At 35.3% G+C, this 18915-nt stretch carries 13 protein-coding genes; 4 read left to right on the top strand and 9 right to left on the bottom strand.

Annotation, left to right across the window (positions count from 1 at the left end; translation table 11 throughout):
- Window positions 1-581 precede the first annotated feature (581 nt).
- On the top strand, window positions 582-2633 hold the full coding sequence (locus IPJ53_02590; GenBank protein ID MBK7797976.1) for a M13 family metallopeptidase: 2052 nt from the start codon (window positions 582-584) through the stop codon (window positions 2631-2633).
- A gap of 224 nt (window positions 2634-2857) precedes the next feature.
- Here IPJ53_02590 and IPJ53_02585 read toward each other — a convergent pair whose 3' ends face one another.
- The 9 genes from IPJ53_02585 to IPJ53_02545 form a co-directional block, all read right to left on the bottom strand.
- Window positions 2858-6049: a gliding motility-associated C-terminal domain-containing protein gene (locus IPJ53_02585; GenBank protein ID MBK7797975.1), complete on the bottom strand. Its 3192-nt coding sequence runs from the start codon at window positions 6047-6049 to the stop codon at window positions 2858-2860.
- 230 nt (window positions 6050-6279) lie between these two features.
- Window positions 6280-6768, bottom strand: coding sequence for a hypothetical protein (locus tag IPJ53_02580; GenBank protein ID MBK7797974.1), 489 nt, complete (start codon window positions 6766-6768; stop codon window positions 6280-6282).
- 140 nt (window positions 6769-6908) lie between these two features.
- Window positions 6909-7343, bottom strand: a complete 435-nt coding sequence (locus tag IPJ53_02575; protein ID MBK7797973.1) for a hypothetical protein — start codon at window positions 7341-7343, stop codon at window positions 6909-6911.
- A gap of 187 nt (window positions 7344-7530) precedes the next feature.
- Entirely contained in the window at window positions 7531-8082 is a 552-nt protein-coding gene (locus IPJ53_02570; GenBank protein ID MBK7797972.1) for a hypothetical protein, read from the bottom strand.
- 6 nt (window positions 8083-8088) lie between these two features.
- Window positions 8089-9423, bottom strand: coding sequence for a metallophosphoesterase (locus tag IPJ53_02565; protein MBK7797971.1), 1335 nt, complete (start codon window positions 9421-9423; stop codon window positions 8089-8091).
- 10 nt (window positions 9424-9433) lie between these two features.
- Window positions 9434-12091 (bottom strand): hypothetical protein, encoded by a 2658-nt coding sequence (locus tag IPJ53_02560; GenBank protein MBK7797970.1) that lies wholly within the window; start codon window positions 12089-12091, stop codon window positions 9434-9436.
- A gap of 64 nt (window positions 12092-12155) precedes the next feature.
- Entirely contained in the window at window positions 12156-13898 is a 1743-nt protein-coding gene (aspS, locus tag IPJ53_02555) for an aspartate--tRNA ligase (GenBank protein ID MBK7797969.1), read from the bottom strand.
- Between the two features lie 376 nt (window positions 13899-14274).
- Entirely contained in the window at window positions 14275-14667 is a 393-nt protein-coding gene (locus tag IPJ53_02550; protein ID MBK7797968.1) for a DUF1801 domain-containing protein, read from the bottom strand.
- Window positions 14668-14684: 17 nt separating this feature from the next.
- The gene (locus IPJ53_02545; protein ID MBK7797967.1) at window positions 14685-15449 is read right to left on the bottom strand and encodes a biotin--[acetyl-CoA-carboxylase] ligase; all 765 of its coding nucleotides are present in this window, start codon (window positions 15447-15449) and stop codon (window positions 14685-14687) included.
- Window positions 15450-15506: 57 nt separating this feature from the next.
- Here IPJ53_02545 and rsfS point away from each other — a divergent pair, with 57 nt between their 5' ends.
- The 3 genes from rsfS (at window position 15507) to IPJ53_02530 (ending at window position 18743) form a co-directional block, all read left to right on the top strand.
- On the top strand, window positions 15507-15896 hold the full coding sequence (rsfS, locus tag IPJ53_02540; GenBank protein ID MBK7797966.1) for a ribosome silencing factor: 390 nt from the start codon (window positions 15507-15509) through the stop codon (window positions 15894-15896).
- A 61-nt stretch (window positions 15897-15957) separates the two neighbouring features.
- Window positions 15958-17952 (top strand): ATP-dependent zinc metalloprotease FtsH, encoded by a 1995-nt coding sequence (ftsH, locus tag IPJ53_02535; GenBank protein MBK7797965.1) that lies wholly within the window; start codon window positions 15958-15960, stop codon window positions 17950-17952.
- Window positions 17953-18002: 50 nt separating this feature from the next.
- Window positions 18003-18743: an isoprenyl transferase gene (locus tag IPJ53_02530; GenBank protein MBK7797964.1), complete on the top strand. Its 741-nt coding sequence runs from the start codon at window positions 18003-18005 to the stop codon at window positions 18741-18743.
- Window positions 18744-18915: the final 172 nt, after the last annotated feature.

Below are 18915 nucleotides of genomic sequence, written 5' to 3'. Positions count from 1 at the left end.
ATTGCTTATTAAGGTAAATAACTGAATTCTATTTTTTACCTTTTTTAAACCCAATTTTTATGACTATTGAACTTGAGCAGGAAAATCACTTTATATCATAACCTTTCGATTTCTTCAAAGCTAAACCTATTAAAGACTCAGGACTTTTCCATCCCGTAATTTGTCCATTAACCACCATATGTTGAATATCAGCCTAAACAAACGGTCATGATATAAATTGGAAAATTAAAAACTTGATTATATAAACATTTGTACCAAAGTATAACAATTAAAGAATACTTTGAAGAAAATGTAATTAGTAAAATATATTATATTACCTACAGAGCTGTTTTTTAGTTCTGGCTTTTAAAATTAGAGCCAACATGCATTCTCTCAAGGGTCTGGTCTGAAGACTACGAGTATTCCAAAGAACTCAACTTATTTCAGCAAAGTTAAAATGCACATATTGCAATATTATGCTAACAATTGTGAAAATATATTCGGTCATAAATGTATACAAGTCAAACCAAAATGGCAGATATTGTTTACTTTTAGTATTCCTTACTTTCTAATCATATCTTGCAGCTATAATCTTTGTCCTTATGTTGTATCAAAAATATCTGACGAAAACGATCACCATTTTATTGATCTTTTTCATTAACCAAACCGGATGTAAACAAGCATCAGAAAAGACTCCCCTAAAGCCGGACATTCTGGTGAAAAACATGGATACCACGGTGCTACCGGGAGATGACATTTTTTTATATGCCAATGGCAGCTGGATAAAAAGTAATCCAATTCCTCCTGAGGAAAGCCGATGGGGTATTGCCAACCTGGTTGTAAATGAAAATTATCTCAAATTGCGAAACATATGTGAAGCTGCAGCCAAGAATCCAAATGCTGATCATAATTCAAGAAGAATAGGTGACTTTTGGTCGATGGCAATGGACTCCATACATGCAGACCAACTGGGCATTTCACCACTTAAACCTCTTTTGGACCAGATCGATTCCATACAATCCATTCCTCAATTATTACATATGGTGGCTGAACTGAATAAACTAGGTTCAAATACTGCTTTCAGCCTGTATGCCACTCAGGATCTTAAAAAAAGTGATCAAATGGCACTTTACTTAAATCAGGGTGGACTTGGTCTTCCGAATAGGGATTATTATTTCAATACAGATCCTCGAACCTCCAACATCAGAAATGAATATCCTCATCATATTGCTGTTATGCTCCAATTTCTCGGTAGAACTCAGGAGCAATCTTCTCGTGACGCACAACAAATTCTTTCACTTGAAACGGCACTGGCCAAATCCTCCAGAAAATTGGAAGATCTGAGAGATCCAAATGCCAACTACAATCCCTACACCATTGCAAAATTTAAAATGTTGACTCCGGCCATCAATTGGACAGAATGGCTGCAAGCTGCAGAAATAAAAGTTGATTCCTGCATTGTAGGCCAACCCGAATTTTTCAAAACGTTGAACGGATTGTTGACGACTTTGCCAATTGATCATTGGAAAGCATACCTTCGATGGAATCTGGTTAACTCTTTTGCCCACACATTGTCCAAAGAAATAAACGATCAGAATTTTTCATTTTATGGAAAACTATTGAGTGGTGCCCAGGTGCAGAAACCTCGATGGAAAAGGGCGCTGAATGAAGTGGAAAATTCAATGGGTGAATTGTTGGGTAGGGAATTTGTTAAAGAGTACTTCAGTCCTCAGGCCAAGAAAAGATATGAAGACATGGTAGAGGCCGTAAAATCCTCTTTTGCTGACCACATCCGGAATTTAGAATGGATGAGCCCTGAAACAAAGGTCAAAGCTTTGACTAAACTACAGACCATGAATAAAAAAGTGGGCTATCCTAATCAGTGGAAAGACTTTAGCAGTATGGAGATTGCAAAAAATTCATATTGTGAAAATGTCATGAACGCAAGAAAATGGTGGTATGCAGAACAAATCGACAAACTCTACAAACCGGTTGACCGGACGGAATGGGACATGACTCCACAGACATACAATGCCTATTACAATCCTTCAAACAATGAAATCGTACTGCCAGCAGCTATTTTTACTGTACCTGGTTTCAAGGATGAAGAATTAGATGATGCTTTGGTATACGGTTATGCAGGAGCTTCAACCATCGGACATGAGATCACTCATGGTTTTGATGACGAGGGACGTCAATTTGACGAACATGGAAATCTTAAAAACTGGTGGACAAAAGAAGATGAGGATCAGTTTAATGCCCATGCACAAAAAATGGTTCATCAATTTAACGAATATACAGTTCTGGACAGTCTCCACATCAATGGTAAAGCCACTCTGGGTGAAAACATTGCAGATCTTGGCGGGATAGTTCTTGCGTTGGATGCGTTTAAAAAAACACCTCAATTTCATGCTCACCAATCTGTAAACGGCCTTAAACCTGTCCAAAGATTTTTCATGGGTTATGCGCTTGGCTGGTTGGGTCACACAAGACCGGAAGAAATGGCCTCCCGTGTACTTACTGATGTACATTCACCTGCGCACTTGCGTGTAATCGGTCCTTTCACGAACCTGCCTGAATTCTATGATGCCTTCGGAATAAAAGAAGGCATGAAAATGTGGCGTCCGGATAGCTTAAGAGTGAAAATCTGGTAGACAAAAATAGCTACACTTTATAAATTCCTATTCCATCATGTTATCCAATAATTCCAATTAAGGCCTTGTCTAAAAACCATCGATGTTAGAAATCAATAATTTTTGAAAAATCAAAATGCACAATACTTCATTATGGAGTTTGCTCAATGGTAATTAAATAAAAGTGCAGTTGTCAATACGCAAAATCTAAACGATCCATTGAATAAGAACAAATCCCTTTCCGATTACCTCACCAATGTAAAATCACCACTCATCTCTACGATCCCTTTGTCAGTTCTTAACCTTGCATAAAAAACAAATACACCGGGATTTAAAGGCTGGGAATGATAAGTTCCATCCCATCCCACATTTGGTTGATTGACCGGAACACCATTACATCCAAATACTTTGGCTCCCCATCGATCGTAAATTACCAAATTCTCGACCGATCCATTTTCAGGGCCCTGGATAAAAAAATAATCGTTGATATTATCTCCATTTGGTGAGATTAGATTGGGTACATAAAAATTTTCTGATTCTTTAACCCGGATGTAAACTGAATCAAAACTGCTGCAATTTTGTTCATCTAAACTGAGACTGTAAATCCACCCATCCTGATCTGCGATAAAATTTAACTGATCGCAAGTTGTACAATTGCTGTATTTGTCAGGCTTCCAGTAAATACTTACAAGCCTCTTATTAGACTGAAGTTTGATTTCTACTCTTGTCCCACGTTCAACATCTTTATCAGGACCCAACTCAGTAATGAATTCGGATGGATTTAATAAAGTAAATCTTACTGAATCAGTAATGCATCCATCTCCATCCTTCACATAAACTTCATAATTCCCGGGCGCAAGATTTTCCAACCTATTTATGTTTGTAAATATTTTTTGGTTTAGGTAAAACTCATAAGGAATTGTAAAAATAGAATCATTGATGATAAATATTTTACCATTATTTTGATCAAAACATTGTATTGAATCCAACTTGTAATTAAGCTGTAATGGCTTGAATATAGTGTGAACAAAAACCAGACTGTCACAGCCGAATTGATTTTGATGTAAAAGGGTATCCATACCGCTGTCGAGAAAATTACATGTGAATAGACTGGTGAATGAAGTGTCAGCCGATTTATATTTCTTTTCCAAAAATAAAATACTGTCACAAGTATTAGTAGTATACACAACTGTATCAATTCCCACTTCCCTTAAGTCACAGGTGTACTGTATGGACCAAAGAGTATCTGATGGAATAAATTTAATATCAATTTGTACTAAGCTATCACAACCAAATTGATTGGAAAATTTTAACACCCGCTTTCCTGCGGAGGAAAAGACACAGGTTTTCTCCTCAAGAAAAACTGAATCGGAGGGTTTGAGAGATATCAATTCAATCACCAAACTGTCACAACCGTATTGATTGGTAAATCGATGACTGTATTGACCTGCTATTAAAGGATCACAAGTGCTGCTATTGACAACTATACTATCCTTTGGAATTGCGAGATGATAGACGATTACAAAACTGTCACAAAGTGCCGTGGTAAATTTTAGTGTATCTACATATTCATTCAAAAGTCCACATTCCCTTACCGTAATTCGGGTAGTTTGTTGCGGAACAAAAAAGGTATTTTGAATAACAAAACTGTCACAACCAAATCTGTTTAAGAAATGGTCTATTGTAAGTCCTACTTTTAAAGAATCACAACTCACAGCCTGTATGAATGTACTGTCTTTTTGTAAAGGGATATGTTCAATAATCACCACGGAATCGCAATATTGTCCTGCCCAAATCAATGTATCTGATGAATATTTCAGCAGTGCACAATCAAAATCTTTGATGACCGTATGAGGTGTTGGTTGCAGAACATACTGATAATAGATCAAAGAATCACATCCATTCATGTTGACAAGTCGAAGGGTGTCGCTTAATTTTTGTTTTGGGTCGCATGTGTACTGTTTAATAAATGTAGAATCAGAATCAAGTTTTATCTTTTCTAAAATTACCACACTGTCACACGCCTGAACAGTATATTTGATGGTGTCTAAAGTATTGGCTGGATAGGCACAGGAATAACTTTTAATACGCATGGTGTCACTTGCATTTCTATAGCTAAACGTTGCCGTACTACTATCTACATGACCACAAGGATCCCTTACATAAAAAGTAACCAACATCGGATTCTTTGTTGAGTCTCCATCGAAATTATGACTCAACCTTCCTGTATCACAACCTGAAAATGTATTGGAATAACCATAGTTGCTTAACCATAAATATAGAGAATCTCTAATAGCAGATACGCATATTAGATTTTTATTCTGCGGTTTAATTGTAAATCTTGGACTCACAGTATCCAGGACAATAAAATAGGCAGTTTCTGAATTTTCCAGTCCACAATCATCTAACGCTGTAAATTCAACTTTTACACTGTCACAAAAATTATGTGGTGTTCGTTCAAAAGAAGTTTTCCAACTTACATTACCACAATCATCTGCAGCAGTTGATTGTCCTTTTTTACTGACCCAGTCATTAAATTCTTTAAGTACATCTTCTGTACAATAAACGGTTTTATTAAGGGGGAGGTTTGTGAACTGTGGAGGACTCTTATCTACAATGTCAATGACCTGAGTTTCCTCTGTTAGATTTCCGCAAGCATCTTTAACAGTCCAATCTCGAATTAATTTTTTATTACATGGACCATGATTTTCTTTGGTCTCCTTAAGAGTTACTTGTGGATTGGCATCACAGTTATCTGTAATTATTAAAGTGGCTGCCTTGGGGACATCCTTTTCACATGCTACCTCAAGATCATCCTGTGGATTTTCAACTATGGGTTTTTCCAGATCAACTGCACATTCATAAATTTTAATATCATCCATCAACATTCCGATCTGATAAGTGGGAGAACTTGGGCCTGTGTCCTTTAATGTAAGTGTCGCACTGGTTGCATTGGCCGTAAAGCTATAGGATTTCTTCAACCACACTGCACTACCGGGATTGTTTGCATTCCAGCTGACATCCAGCCATGCACCATTGGCAATCTTTAAATTTGCGGAAAAGCTCCCGTTGGCTGTAAAGGTGGCATACCAGAATTCAATGGTGTAGATATATCCGGGTGTTAACCCTGTGAGTGGATAAAGCATGGTTCCAGCTATACTTCCTGTAAAAGGTGAACCAAACAAATCCACAAAGGCAGAAGCTCCGTTGGGATTTCCAGCAGCCAAAATGCCACAATAATCCTTATCTCCATGATCCACAGCACCCTGCGTAACAATCCATGGGCCAAATGAACTTCCTGCAGTGTAGGGAATATAACCTGCGGGAGCAGGGTAAGGATCAAATTCAAAATCCAATCCCTGGAAGTCTATCAACTTTGGGTTACCACAACAACAGGTGCCCTGCCCTTGCACATAACTCCCTCCGATAATCGTCAAGAGACAAATTATTGATGCTAATAATTTTAAATTATACACCTCCGTATTTTTCAACTCTTTATTATGAGTCTACATTAACGTTGGTAAGTTATGGATTCTTGATGCATCTTAGATAACTTCCTATCGTATTTTGAACAGCATCCCCAATTTGTTCGTCAATTCTTTGAAAGAATTGATTTCGATAAAACCTGTGAAATGATAAGTTCTGTTTAGTTTGCTACTTAGCAAAACTATATACCCAACTCCTTCAACTGTTTTGGATCAATCGTTGAAGGTGCATCGATCATCATGTCCCGACCTTGATTATTTTTTGGAAATGCTATGTAATCTCTAATGGAGGTACTGCCCTGCATAATAGTACAGACCCTGTCCAATCCAAATGCAATTCCTCCATGGGGTGGTGCCCCATGTTCAAATGCACCCATGAGGAAACCAAACTGATGTTCTGCTTCTTCCTTGCTGAATCCAAGGATTTCAAAATTACGTGCCTGCAATTCAAGGTTGTGAATTCTGATGGATCCTCCCCCCAGTTCTGCTCCATTGATAACCATGTCATATGCTGCGGCACGAACTCCTTTTAAATCTTCTTGATTGGTTGAATGCATCAACTCCATATCCTCCGGTAAGGGACTGGTAAAGGGGTGGTGCATGGCAAAAAATCTTTGAGCGTCATCGTCCCACTCCAACAACGGAAAATCCAATACCCACAAAGGTTTAATTACTCATGAAAGTCATTGAGAGCTATGCTGATACAAACTTTGTAAACTTGTCTTGATTAGAATTACAAAATTCTAGCTTCAAAGGGTTAATTAAGAAAACGTATTAAACCAATAATGATTAAACGATCAACAATCTAAAACTACCTTTTAGGAGGATTGTTATTACAATAACCTTCATACCTAAAATATTCGAGTGGAGTACTCTTACTCTTAAATTCAGTTAATTTTTTAGCTATGTTTGAATTTTCAGATAGATAATTCATAATCATTTCAAAAGCTTCAGAATATTTTTGATTGTCGACTATGCTTCCGCCTATTCGTTTCTTCAACACATCATCAAATTTAACTCTCAAATCCTCTTTAACAAATTGATTATTATCAAAAGCTAAGGACTTATAAAGTATCTCAGGATCCTCACGCTTTTTTGCTAACTGAAGCAAAACCCTTTTCAATGTTGACTGCTTATCAGATGTACTGAATAAATCGTCTGTTGTGTCACCATCTGCCAACACCTCGGCATAGTCCATTATCAATGAGGACTGCTCTTGTCGATTTAAATAAACAAAACCATTCATAAGCTTAAAATTTCCGGACCGCAAAGGTACAGATAATTAATGAATTATAACATGTTTTCCCAACCATATTATATTGTGAAGTACGTAATTTTAATACAATTATTATAATATTAAGTAATAAATATTATAACATTATTTAATCTGATAAATAAAAAATATAGTATTTCTCCTTATTATCTATTGATTATCAATTATTTATAAGCATATATTCATCATTTCTGAATTTCAAAATAATTTTATTTATAATACCTATATCTGCCAATCTACTTTGAAAATTATCAAAATTTCTAGGTAAAGCGGGAATACAATTGAGGCGTAATAGGGGTAAAATTTTAGACAAATACGGCTCCTTTAATTGCCATAAAGAATCAAAAAAGTTCATTTTGAACTTTAGAAATAATTTTTCATTAATAGATATTCTCATTAACAATTCATTAAAAATCAGTTCATAAGCCGGGGAAGTTAAAAATAACTCATATACATCATTGTCCACATTTACTTTAAAAATAGTAACCAATTCAAGTTTACTACAATCTGAAGACTTAATTATAGACCTAACCAATAACTTATACCTAGATAAAGAATCATTTCCATCAAATATGAATAATGAACTCCCATCTAGACTGAGTCGAGATTTAACATATTTAGGCAAATAAGAACTGTCAAACTTTAAAATTTGTCCTAGCTTTTCAATCGAGCTACTGGATAATTGATCGAATGGTAATAATTCAACTTTCATATTCAATTAATCCATCAATAGGGTGGAATCAATTTGATTCAATAGATCTCTCTTGATATTGAGGTAATCGCTCTCAACTTTTTTCAAACATTCTAATAGATCTTTTTGATTAGTTGTCTGGATAACATTGTTTAACAAATCTATAAAGTTAGTACCCCTTTCATATAAGACATGCTGTTTTGTTTCGTTAATTGGCTCCCATGAAGAATTATTGAAAGAATTAAATTTAAATTTAAAATTCATATGTGACAAATGATTTGAACCCGATGTGGCTACTATTTTGATAATTGAAAACCAGTTTGAATTAAAAATTTTAGAATTCAGATCAGCAACATTTTGTGATCCATTACAAGTTAGTTCGGAATCTGAAAATTTTCCTGATTTTAAAAATAAAACACCTTCCTTAGAATAGTTAAAATAATCACTAGGATCAATATGCTCATGCGATGTAAAATGAACATGCGAATAATTTTTAATCTGTTTCAAGGGAAAATCCTCATTACTTTCATAAATTTGATCATATTGTAACCACTCAATTGGATGATGAGCGCATGAAATAACAAGCGGTCTTTCCTCTTTAATGCGATGAATTTGATCAATGTAATTCACATCTTGAGTGTAAACTTGATTGCCTTGCTCCTTAAATATGGTTACCAAATCTATCAACAATTCCGAGAGTCCAGGCTCACCTAAACGAGATCCATATATTCTCTTAAGGTAACGCAAGATATCTTTAATTCCATCCCCATGACTATTAAGTGAACTATTAAGGATATTAAAACATACATTAAAGTTTGAATCAAAAAAGTAAGTTGCACAATTCCAACTATCTAACCCAGATTTATCTATTCCAACAACATTAAATTCACTAAAAAGATTTAGAAAAGCCTTATAGTTAGAAACCACATTAAGTCTACTTTTATCTTTGTAATCGAATTCCAAATATTTCTTAATTGCTATAAGTATTTGTTCCTTATCTATTATTAATCCTTCAGTATTATTAATAAAAGTACTCAATAACCTCTCCCATTCAACATCATGATTGCCTGGGGTGAAAATAATTGGTACATTTTTTAACTTACTGAATAGCATTTTAAACTTCTTAGAAATTTCATTAAAATCGAAATTTTTAGCGTTAAAAACTAAATCTCCATTAATTAATACATGCGTTATCCTATCTTTCCACTTACTTTCAATTTCAAAAATAAAATTATCCCATAAATAGTCAAATCCAGATTTTTTATTATCTCTATCTTCTACGAAGGGAAAACTCTGACTATACTCAACACGAAAATGAATATCAGATAGAAACAAAATATATACATCTTTCTTAAGTTGCATAAACTATATTTTAATCAAATAAGTAAATTTTGTATTTAAGAGCAATATCCCATAATTTATAAAACATTACCTGATTTTTTTTCATTTTCTCCTTGAACAGGTCTTTATCAGGCACAAAAAAATCTCCATTAGGATCTATAAATGTATTCTTGTAACCTTTAATTCCATTTCCAATCATACTTGCTTGAACCTGTATAAATTCTGGAATTGGATTGCCTTTCTCATAATGTCTCCTCAATAAATGGATTTTATATGGATCGGAGCTGCATCCACTGTTAAATTTCCGAAAATAATAAAGACAATCAAGCATAACTACATCAAATATTTTATTCAAATTCATTTCCGAATCCAAAGGTATCTGACTTTCATAAATATTCCAATTTCTTACAAGTTCTTCCATCTCAAAGTTTCTTAATAATAATCTATTTTGAAAAGCAATTTTTTTAATAAATCGAAATTTATCAGAAGGGCTTAACAAAATATTTTGTACCTCACTTTCAAAACATTTTAATACATTATACTCCGATGTCACTCTATCCAAGAAATCTTGTACACTAATATTAAAATTACCATCAGATACCACCTCACCAGCATACCTACTTATGCGTATAAAAAAATAATCCCACTCATTAATCAGTTCTGGTACTGGGCATGACAATTTCTCTAAATACTCTTTATCAAACAAATGTATTATTACTAAACCCCTAATCAAACATTCGGAAAATTTGTGTTTATTAAAATTTCCTAAAGTATTGTATTGAGTAGAATTCTGCAAATGATAAACCCAATGCCAATACCAAAATAATGATGTATCCCCATTAAAATTGACTAAATATACATACGCATCAGCAAAAAAATAATGCGGGTCAAAATTCTCTAAAAATAAAAATTTATATTTTGATCCCCAAGAGGAAGACTTTGAGTTCCAAAATTGAATTAAATCAAATTGATTTTCATATGAACCATTTAAAAATAATTTTTCCTCCACAGTGTAAAAATAAACTTTATTTATAATTTCTTTATAAATAGTAGCCATCATTAATGATGGATCTATTAAGTGATGAATATTATAATTCACAGAAATTCTGTTTGATTCAGTATTAACTTCATTTATTCTTGTTAATAGATAACCCTTTTTTAAATTATGCGGCAATCCTCGTCCTAACATTTTTATTAATGTATCATAAATGCTAATTACTTGAGTTGATGAAGCATTAAAATCAACATTGAAATCATGCAAATTCTCAAAATTGTAATTATTCAACACTCTATCAATAAAAGCATCCTCAAATGCTTCAATAAAATAAATATATTTTTTCTCAATTTCAGCGACTGGAATTAGTTCACAGTCTTCAGATTTTATAAAGGATTTCAAATTATCAGCATCCAAATCAATTTGAGTTCTCAATTCTTCAAGGAATGCTTTGAAATCAATAATATATGAATACATAATTGGATCAAGAATATTAGTATTATAATTATGAAATACTTTAATCAATTTCATTCTAATCTGTCTTGATAACCCTAGTGATTTAATGTTTGAATCAATTTCATCGATGTTTTTAATTAGATATTTTTTCAAATAATTAGAAAAATTATTTACCCCATTGGAAGTACTTAGATCACCGTTTTGTTTAGCTTCAAATTTTACTGTTGTTTTAAGTTTCCTAACATGATCAAATATTTCAGAATAATTATCTCTTAATAAAGTATAAATTTTATGATTTGAATTAAGACTTTTAGGTTCTTTTTCAATTGTAACATAATCAATTTTACCTGATTTGAAAAAATAGGGGGTATTGAAATTATCAATTTTCTTTATGTATTCAATAAAATTTTTATAATGACCTGGTTTAATATGCCATTCAATATCTGTGTATAATTCAGTTTCAAATTTATTATTTTCATCAAAGAATTCTTTAAATACTCCAAAATGGGAATGCGTATCTACAAAACAATGTGAATTTAAAATTTTTTCCTTTTCAATTCCAACTTTATTATAAAGTGATTTTTCTGCTAATTCATCTTTATTTTCACAATCATTCAATGTATATTCTCGAACATCTTGAATTATTTCTCCAAGTATATTAAACTGATCGGAAAAGACAATGAGTGTAATTTCACACCAATTGTATGTGTTTAAAATTATATATTTCTTACCATTTACCAATTTTTGCAACCTTTCTTGAATAACTTCTATAAAATCAGCCCCATTTCCAATCAACAATCCATTGTTCAATTTCAAATTCGAAATCATAATATATGGATATTTCATTACCTCTAATCTATTATCTTTAAGTAAGTTTGTGAACTTGGTAATTAATGATTCACTATTGAATTTCTCATTGGCAGTACCAACTTGAATTTGATAATTTATTGGTTCATTTGTAATTGTGTTATCTTTATAAGGTGGCTCAAAAACTTTTTGAGCAAATTTATAGGTATCTATAAGAGAAATCAAAGCAACATCGAAGGCACCAAATAGATGATATGCCAATGGCTTATATAAATACTTTTCATCATATTCAATTCCAGTTAATTCTTTAAATTGATCTTTCTGTTCTGAGTACAGTTTAGAAATATTAGTTATATAATCATTTGGATCAATTCTAGGTGGATAAGTAGTAAAAGCAATATGTACTGCATGATCCCAAACCTTTATATCCATAACCTAATCTACTTGATTTGTAAAGAATTTACAAAACTATAGATTTAGGATAACATGTTGGATACTAAAATGACAATTCCTTCAACTGTTTTGGATCAATCGTTGAAGGTGCATCGATCATCATGTCCCGACCTTGATTATTTTTTGGAAATGCTATGTAATCTCTGATGGAGGTACTGCCTTGCATAATAGTACAGACCCTGTCCAATCCAAATGCAATTCCTCCATGAGGTGGTGCCCCATGCTCAAATGCGCCCATCAAGAAACCAAACTGATGTTCTGCTTCTTCCTTGCTGAATCCAAGGATTTCAAAATTACGGGCCTGCAATTCCCGGTTGTGAATTCTGATGGACCCCCCCCCTAATTCTGCACCATTGATAACCATGTCATATGCTGCGGCGCGAACTCGTTTTAAATCTTCTTTGTTGGTTGAATGCATCAGCTCCATATCCTCCGGTAAGGGACTGGTAAACGGGTGGTGCATGGCAAAAAATCTTTGCGCTTCATCATCCCATTCCAGCAATGGAAAATCCAATACCCACAAAGGTCTGAATACTCCAGGCTGAATTAATTCCATCCTCCTGGCGATTTCAAGTCTCAGGTCTCCAAGCTGTTTTAACACTTTATCTTTTTCACCGGTGAGGATAAAAACTGCATCATGGGTTTCAGCGCCTATCTCAGCAGCCAATTTTTGCAATTGTTCTTCCGTATAAAATTTACTGATTGAAGATTTAGTCCCTTCAGGGGAGTACTTCACATACATGAGTCCCTTTGCACCTATTTGTGGTCGCTTCACCCATTCGGTGAGATCATTTATTTCTTTATTGGTGAATTTGCTTTCCAGTCCTTTTACTATAAACCCCTTGATGAATGGAGCACCATCTATAACCTGAAAACCTGCTCCTCGCAGTAATTCCAAACTTACAAATTTAAGGTCAAATCTAAGATCCGGTTTGTCCGAGCCATATGATTCCATGGCCTCTTGATAACTAATTCTTGGGAATACCGGAAGTTCCAAATCCAAAACAGATTTGAACAACGACCGCATCAATCCTTCAAAAGTTTGCAGGATATCTTCTTGTTCCACAAAGGCCATTTCACAATCAATCTGGGTAAATTCGGGTTGACGATCGGCCCTTAGGTCTTCATCTCTAAAACACCGGACAATCTGAAAGTATTTATCCATACCGGCCACCATGAGAATTTGCTTAAAGGTTTGCGGAGACTGAGGTAAAGCATACCATTGTCCTGGATTCATACGACTCGGCACTATAAAATCCCGGGCCCCCTCAGGTGTTGACTTGATGAGATAGGGAGTTTCAATTTCAAGGAATCCAAGTTCGCTGAGGTACTTCCTGGTCTCCAATGCGATCTTATGTCTAAAAATTAATTTTTCCTTTACGGGATTTCTTCGAATGTCGAGATAACGATATTTCAATCTCAGCTCCTCACCTCCATCGCTTTCATCTTCAATGGTGAATGGTGGAACTAATGAGGTATTCAGAATCTTTAATTCCCTGACTTCCAATTCTACCTCTCCTGTAGGTCGATTAGGATTTTTACTGCTCCGTTCACGGACAACACCCTTTGCTTGCAAAACAAATTCCCTGCCTGATTTACGGGCCAGGGTGCATAAATCTGCATCAGTTTCCATATTAAACGCTAACTGCGTTATACCATATCGATCTCTAAGATCAATGAATGTCAACCCGCCAAGATTTCTGGCTATTTGAACCCATCCGGCAAGTATCACTTCCTGCCCTACATGAGCCATTCTCAATTCTCCACAATGATGCGATCTGTACATATTTGTCTTTTTTGCGCTGCAAAAATAAGCGAACTGCAACTCAGAGCACAATTATTTCACATATGGAGAAACTTTTACTTTAAGGATTTTAAAAAGCTTCCATAGATAATTCATGTCATAGCTATTTCCTTTGGTCCATGAGGATAACAAACCGGTTCAAGATATTAATGACGCCTTTTATGAATAAAATTAAAAAGACATATATAAAAAAAGTTTATAAATTGACATTAGGCAAATAACCTGGAAAAGAATTTATTGGAAAGCTTTTTTTAGAATTTATAAATTATTTAGTGATTTAAGCTTCAGAAGATATTCCAGTGAAAAGGTTGTTTAAACAATCAGGAAATTACGGCCACTTCTAGGATGAGTTTCAATTTTAGATTCCGTCTCCATCAACCACCACCGCCTCAAAGATCAATTTTTTTAAAACCGGTATGTTTATTTCAGATTTCTTCTGAAAAGTCTTCATGTATACTTGTTTGCGATCCTTCTTTTCAAGATAATTGTCTTCATCCACCAGCAGATTGCCATAGCAGAAGCCAATGGTCACACCCTTTTTTACCCCACTCCAAGGAATACTCGAAGGCCAAATAAACAAAATTCTTTTCTTCATAAAGTAGAACGGAACATTGTAACTAATCTTCTCTCTGATCTCCGGAATACATTTGAAAATGAGTTCCCTGAGGCAGACAAAAATATCTCTTTCCTCTGGGGGAAGAAACTCAACTATCTCTTCTGCATCCCTGAATTTTTGTTTCTGTTTCAGCATTAAGTCTAATTGTTTAGTTAAGGTTGTTTCAAGGGCCAAACCATTTTTATCGAACCAAAATCATAATGCAATCGTGTGTTTTCTTTTTCCAGGATTAGTTCTCCCTTTTTATTGACAGCAACAATCTGAGCTTGGAAAACTTCCCCATCCGGCCTTTGAAATGAGCATAATTGTCCATAACGGTACAATCTCTCATTGTAGGCAGCCAGCCAATGATTGAACCTGCCTTGTTTAAGGTCTTCAAATCTGCCCATAAGCTCTTGATGAAGAACTGAAAGAATTTCCTTTAAATCGAATTCCTGATGTGCCTCAGTCCTCATCGAGCAAGCAGTGTGAAGTTCTTTAAAATCAACTTGATTTACGTTTAGTCCAATACCCAATATTGAATATTGAAGATGATGTGCGCGAAGGGTATTCTGTATGAGGATGCCCGCAATCTTTTTGTCATGAATGATAACATCATTTGGCCATTTTATCTCTGCCTCGGTCAAACCAAATGAATTCAGTGCTGCTAAGACTGATAAACCAGCCAATTGATGCAAAATAAATATATCCTCCAATGGAATGAATTGTGTCCGAAAAATAAAACTGGTCAAGAGGTTCCTACCAGATTCACTAAGCCATTCTCTGCCATATTGTCCTCTCCCTTCTGTCTGAACGTCAGAAAATATACAAAATCCATCGGTTGGATTGGTTTTTGATATAAGATCCAAAGCAAACCTATTGGTTGAATCTACTGTTAAAAGATGAATATGTTTGAAATTCAGGGATTCCGGAATCAATTTGTGGTTTATTTTTGCGTTATTCCTTATTGTTTACTCTAAAAATTTAATATTCTGATACAATCTAAAGCCAGGTCCAAAGATCTCCTCAAAGAAGAGGAAGAAGAGTTTCTGGACCTCATCATCGACGCAATCCAGGACATCAAAGGTAAAAATATCGTTCAGATTGATTTAAGACATCTTCAGGATGCTCCGACTAAATTTTTTGTCATTTGTGAAGGGGAAAGTTCCACTCAAATTAAAGCAATTGCAAACAATGTTGCCAGACGGGTGAAGGAAGAAACCAACAACAGAGCCAGCCATGTGGAAGGGCAAAATGGGGCAAAATGGGTGTTGGTGGACTTCTTTGATGTGGTCCTGCATGTTTTTGACAAAGCCACCAGAGATTATTATGACCTTGAAGATCTTTGGAGTGATGGAAAGTTTAAAGAATTTCAGAATATTTAACAATACAAAGGATTTAGCGTTATTAGAACTGTAAGTTCACCTAAAATCAATTTCAAAAATTATGGAATCTCAAGAAAACAATCAAGATAAAAAACCAGCCCCATCAGGAGGTGGTTTTAACTCCTATTGGATATATGGTATTTTGTTTTTGGCAATCATTGGTATAAACCTGTTTTACATTGCAAACCCAAGCAAAGATCCAATTACTTTTACCAGGTTTGAAGATATGGCCGTTAAGGGTGACATATCCAAGGTAGAAGTTACCAACAATAAAAATGCCTTTGTATATCTCAAAGAGGAATCATTGGTAAAAGAAGAATATAAAGATGCGGCCAAAACCACTTTAGGCTCAAAACCTCATTATTATTTCAACATTGGACCGGCAGAAAATTTTGCTACCAAAATGGATAAGCTAAATGAAAGGTTGCCAGCCAAGGTGGATATAAACTATGTTGAAAAACAAAATTGGCTGGGCCCTATACTTTCATTTGTTTTGCCATTTCTGATTATACTCGGCATTTGGATGCTGTTCATGAGAAGAATGGGCGGTGGATCCGGTGGTCCTGGTGGTCAAATCTTCAACATTGGAAAGTCCAAGGCCATGCTTTTTGAAAAAAACAGCAATACCAATATCACTTTTGAAGATGTGGCAGGCCTTGAAGAAGCTAAGGAAGAAGTAATGGAGGTGGTCGACTTTCTTAAAAACCCAAAAAAATATACGGCGCTCGGTGGGAAGATTCCTAAGGGAGTTCTCCTGGTAGGTCCTCCGGGTACTGGAAAAACCTTATTGGCAAAAGCCGTGGCGGGAGAAGCTGGCGTTCCATTTTTTACCATATCCGGTTCTGATTTTGTGGAAATGTTTGTAGGGGTAGGTGCTTCAAGAGTTAGAGACTTATTTCGTCAGGCAAGAGAAAAAGCTCCCTGCATAGTCTTTATTGATGAAATTGATGCAGTGGGTCGTGCAAGAGGTAAAACCCAGTTTCAGGGAGGAAATGATGAGCGGGAAAATACCTTGAATCAGTTATTGGTTGAAATGGATGGGTTCAGTACTGACAAAGGCGTAATCCTCATGGCAGCCACCAACAGACCAGATATTCTGGATACAGCATTGTTAAGACCGGGTCGCTTTGACCGTCAGATCTCTATAGATCCACCGGATCTTAAAGGAAGAGCTCAAATTTTTAAAGTCCATCTCAAGAAACTCAAACTGTCGGACAAAGTTACTCCGGAGATACTTTCTGAAATGACACCTGGATTTGCAGGTGCTGATATTGCTAATATTTGCAATGAGGCTGCTTTGGTAGCTGCACGTAGGAATAAAAAAGAAATTGAACTTGATGACTTCAACTACGCATTAGACAGAGTGATCGGGGGATTGGAAAAAAAGAATAAATTAATTTCTCCTGAAGAGAAAGAAGTCATAGCCTATCATGAGGCCGGTCATGCGATCTGCGGATGGTATCTCCCTTTTGCTTCTCCTTTGGTTAAAGTTACCATAGTACCAAGAGGTATAGGAACATTAGGTTACGCTCAGTACCTTCCAAAAGAAGAATACATAACCCGGACTGAAGCCATGCTTGATCGTATCTGCATGACCATGGGAGGAAGGGCAGCCGAAAAAATCACTTTCAATAAAATTTCGACCGGAGCACAGTCTGATCTTGATCAGGTAACAAAGATGAGTTACAGCATGATTTCTGTATTTGGAATGAATGAAAAGGTCGGAAACGTTTCCTTCTATGGCATGTCTAACGAATCTTTCCAGCGACCTTACAGTGAAGAAACAGCCAAACTAATGGATGAAGAAGTACGCAACCTGATCAATGGTCAGTACGAGCGTGCCCAAACATTATTAGGCGAAAAACGACACGAGTTGGAGACCTTGGCTTCTGAATTGCTTAAAAAAGAAGTCTTGCTCAAATCTGATGTTGAAAGACTTATTGGTCCAAGCCCTTATCATAAAGATAAACTCTCTGAGCCTATCCCATTTTCGGGTCAGCACGTATCCGATGAAAAGCCAGTAGAGGAAGAAAAAAAGGAAGAAAACAGTAATTAAAAAGCTGTATTTCCATAAAGCCTGATTAATTTGTAGTTTTGTCTGTACGTATGCCGGACATAATATCACATCTTGACCTTCAAAAGATACCTCAACACATTGCCATCATTATGGATGGCAATGGAAGATGGGCTAAAAAAAATGGCCAGCCTCGATTGTATGGGCATAAGGCTGGTGTAACTTCAGTTAAAGAAATAACTGAAGCCTGCGCCGAACTCGGAGTTAAACATCTGACATTGTATGCCTTTTCAACTGAAAACTGGAACAGGCCAATTCTTGAAGTTTCAGGGTTGATGAATTTATTGGTTGAAACAGTCAAACTTGAACTCCGAACTTTACTCAAAAATGACATCAGGTTAAACGCCATCGGGGATCTCAACGGGATGCCTGAGAAAACAAGGAATGCCTTACTATCTGGGATTCAGGAAACCTCCTCTAACAAACGAATGCAACTAAACCTTGCTCTTAATTACAGTTCAAGGTGGGAAATATTGCAAGCAGCTCAAAAAATTGCTTCTGATGCCAGGTCAGGTCTACTGGACCATGAATTAAATGAAGATTATTTTTCTAATTTACTCACTACCCGTAATATTCCTGATCCTGATCTATTGATTCGCACAAGTGGCGAACAAAGAATTTCAAATTTCTTATTGTGGCAATTAGCTTATACTGAACTATATTTTACAGAAGTGCTATGGCCTGATTTTAGAAAAAAAGAACTGTACAAAGCCATTTTGGATTATCAATCCAGGGAAAGACGTTTTGGAATGATTTCCGAACAACTCATTTAGTATATCCCCTTTAGTACTCGATATAACTTTTAGCCATTCGTTTCAAATCGTGCCCTTCTTCATGGTAAAAATCTTTTGGAATTTATGTTATTCCAGTTATGATTCATAATATTTCATTTATACAATTTTAACTATTTAATAAGCATTTGGATGCCTTAAATTTGATAACTTT

It is taken from the genome of Candidatus Vicinibacter affinis (assembly GCA_016714365.1).
In the GTDB taxonomy this organism is placed as follows: domain Bacteria; phylum Bacteroidota; class Bacteroidia; order Chitinophagales; family Saprospiraceae; genus Vicinibacter; species Vicinibacter affinis.
This window is presented reverse-complemented; position numbering and strand designations above follow the sequence as displayed.

What these genes read in the sequence shown, in the direction of transcription:
- IPJ53_02575 (MBK7797973.1), bottom strand. Translation starts at nt 7,343, where the DNA reads ATGAATGGTTTTGTTTATTTAAATCGACAAGAGCAGTCCTCATTGATA.
- IPJ53_02560 (MBK7797970.1), bottom strand. Translation starts at nt 12,091, where the DNA reads ATGGATATAAAGGTTTGGGATCATGCAGTACATATTGCTTTTACTACT.
- ftsH (MBK7797965.1), top strand. Translation starts at nt 15,958, where the DNA reads ATGGAATCTCAAGAAAACAATCAAGATAAAAAACCAGCCCCATCAGGA.
- aspS (MBK7797969.1), bottom strand. Translation starts at nt 13,898, where the DNA reads ATGTACAGATCGCATCATTGTGGAGAATTGAGAATGGCTCATGTAGGG.
- IPJ53_02590 (MBK7797976.1), top strand. Translation starts at nt 582, where the DNA reads ATGTTGTATCAAAAATATCTGACGAAAACGATCACCATTTTATTGATC.
- IPJ53_02565 (MBK7797971.1), bottom strand. Translation starts at nt 9,423, where the DNA reads ATGCAACTTAAGAAAGATGTATATATTTTGTTTCTATCTGATATTCAT.
- IPJ53_02550 (MBK7797968.1), bottom strand. Translation starts at nt 14,667, where the DNA reads ATGCTGAAACAGAAACAAAAATTCAGGGATGCAGAAGAGATAGTTGAG.
- IPJ53_02530 (MBK7797964.1), top strand. Translation starts at nt 18,003, where the DNA reads ATGCCGGACATAATATCACATCTTGACCTTCAAAAGATACCTCAACAC.
- IPJ53_02570 (MBK7797972.1), bottom strand. Translation starts at nt 8,082, where the DNA reads ATGAAAGTTGAATTATTACCATTCGATCAATTATCCAGTAGCTCGATT.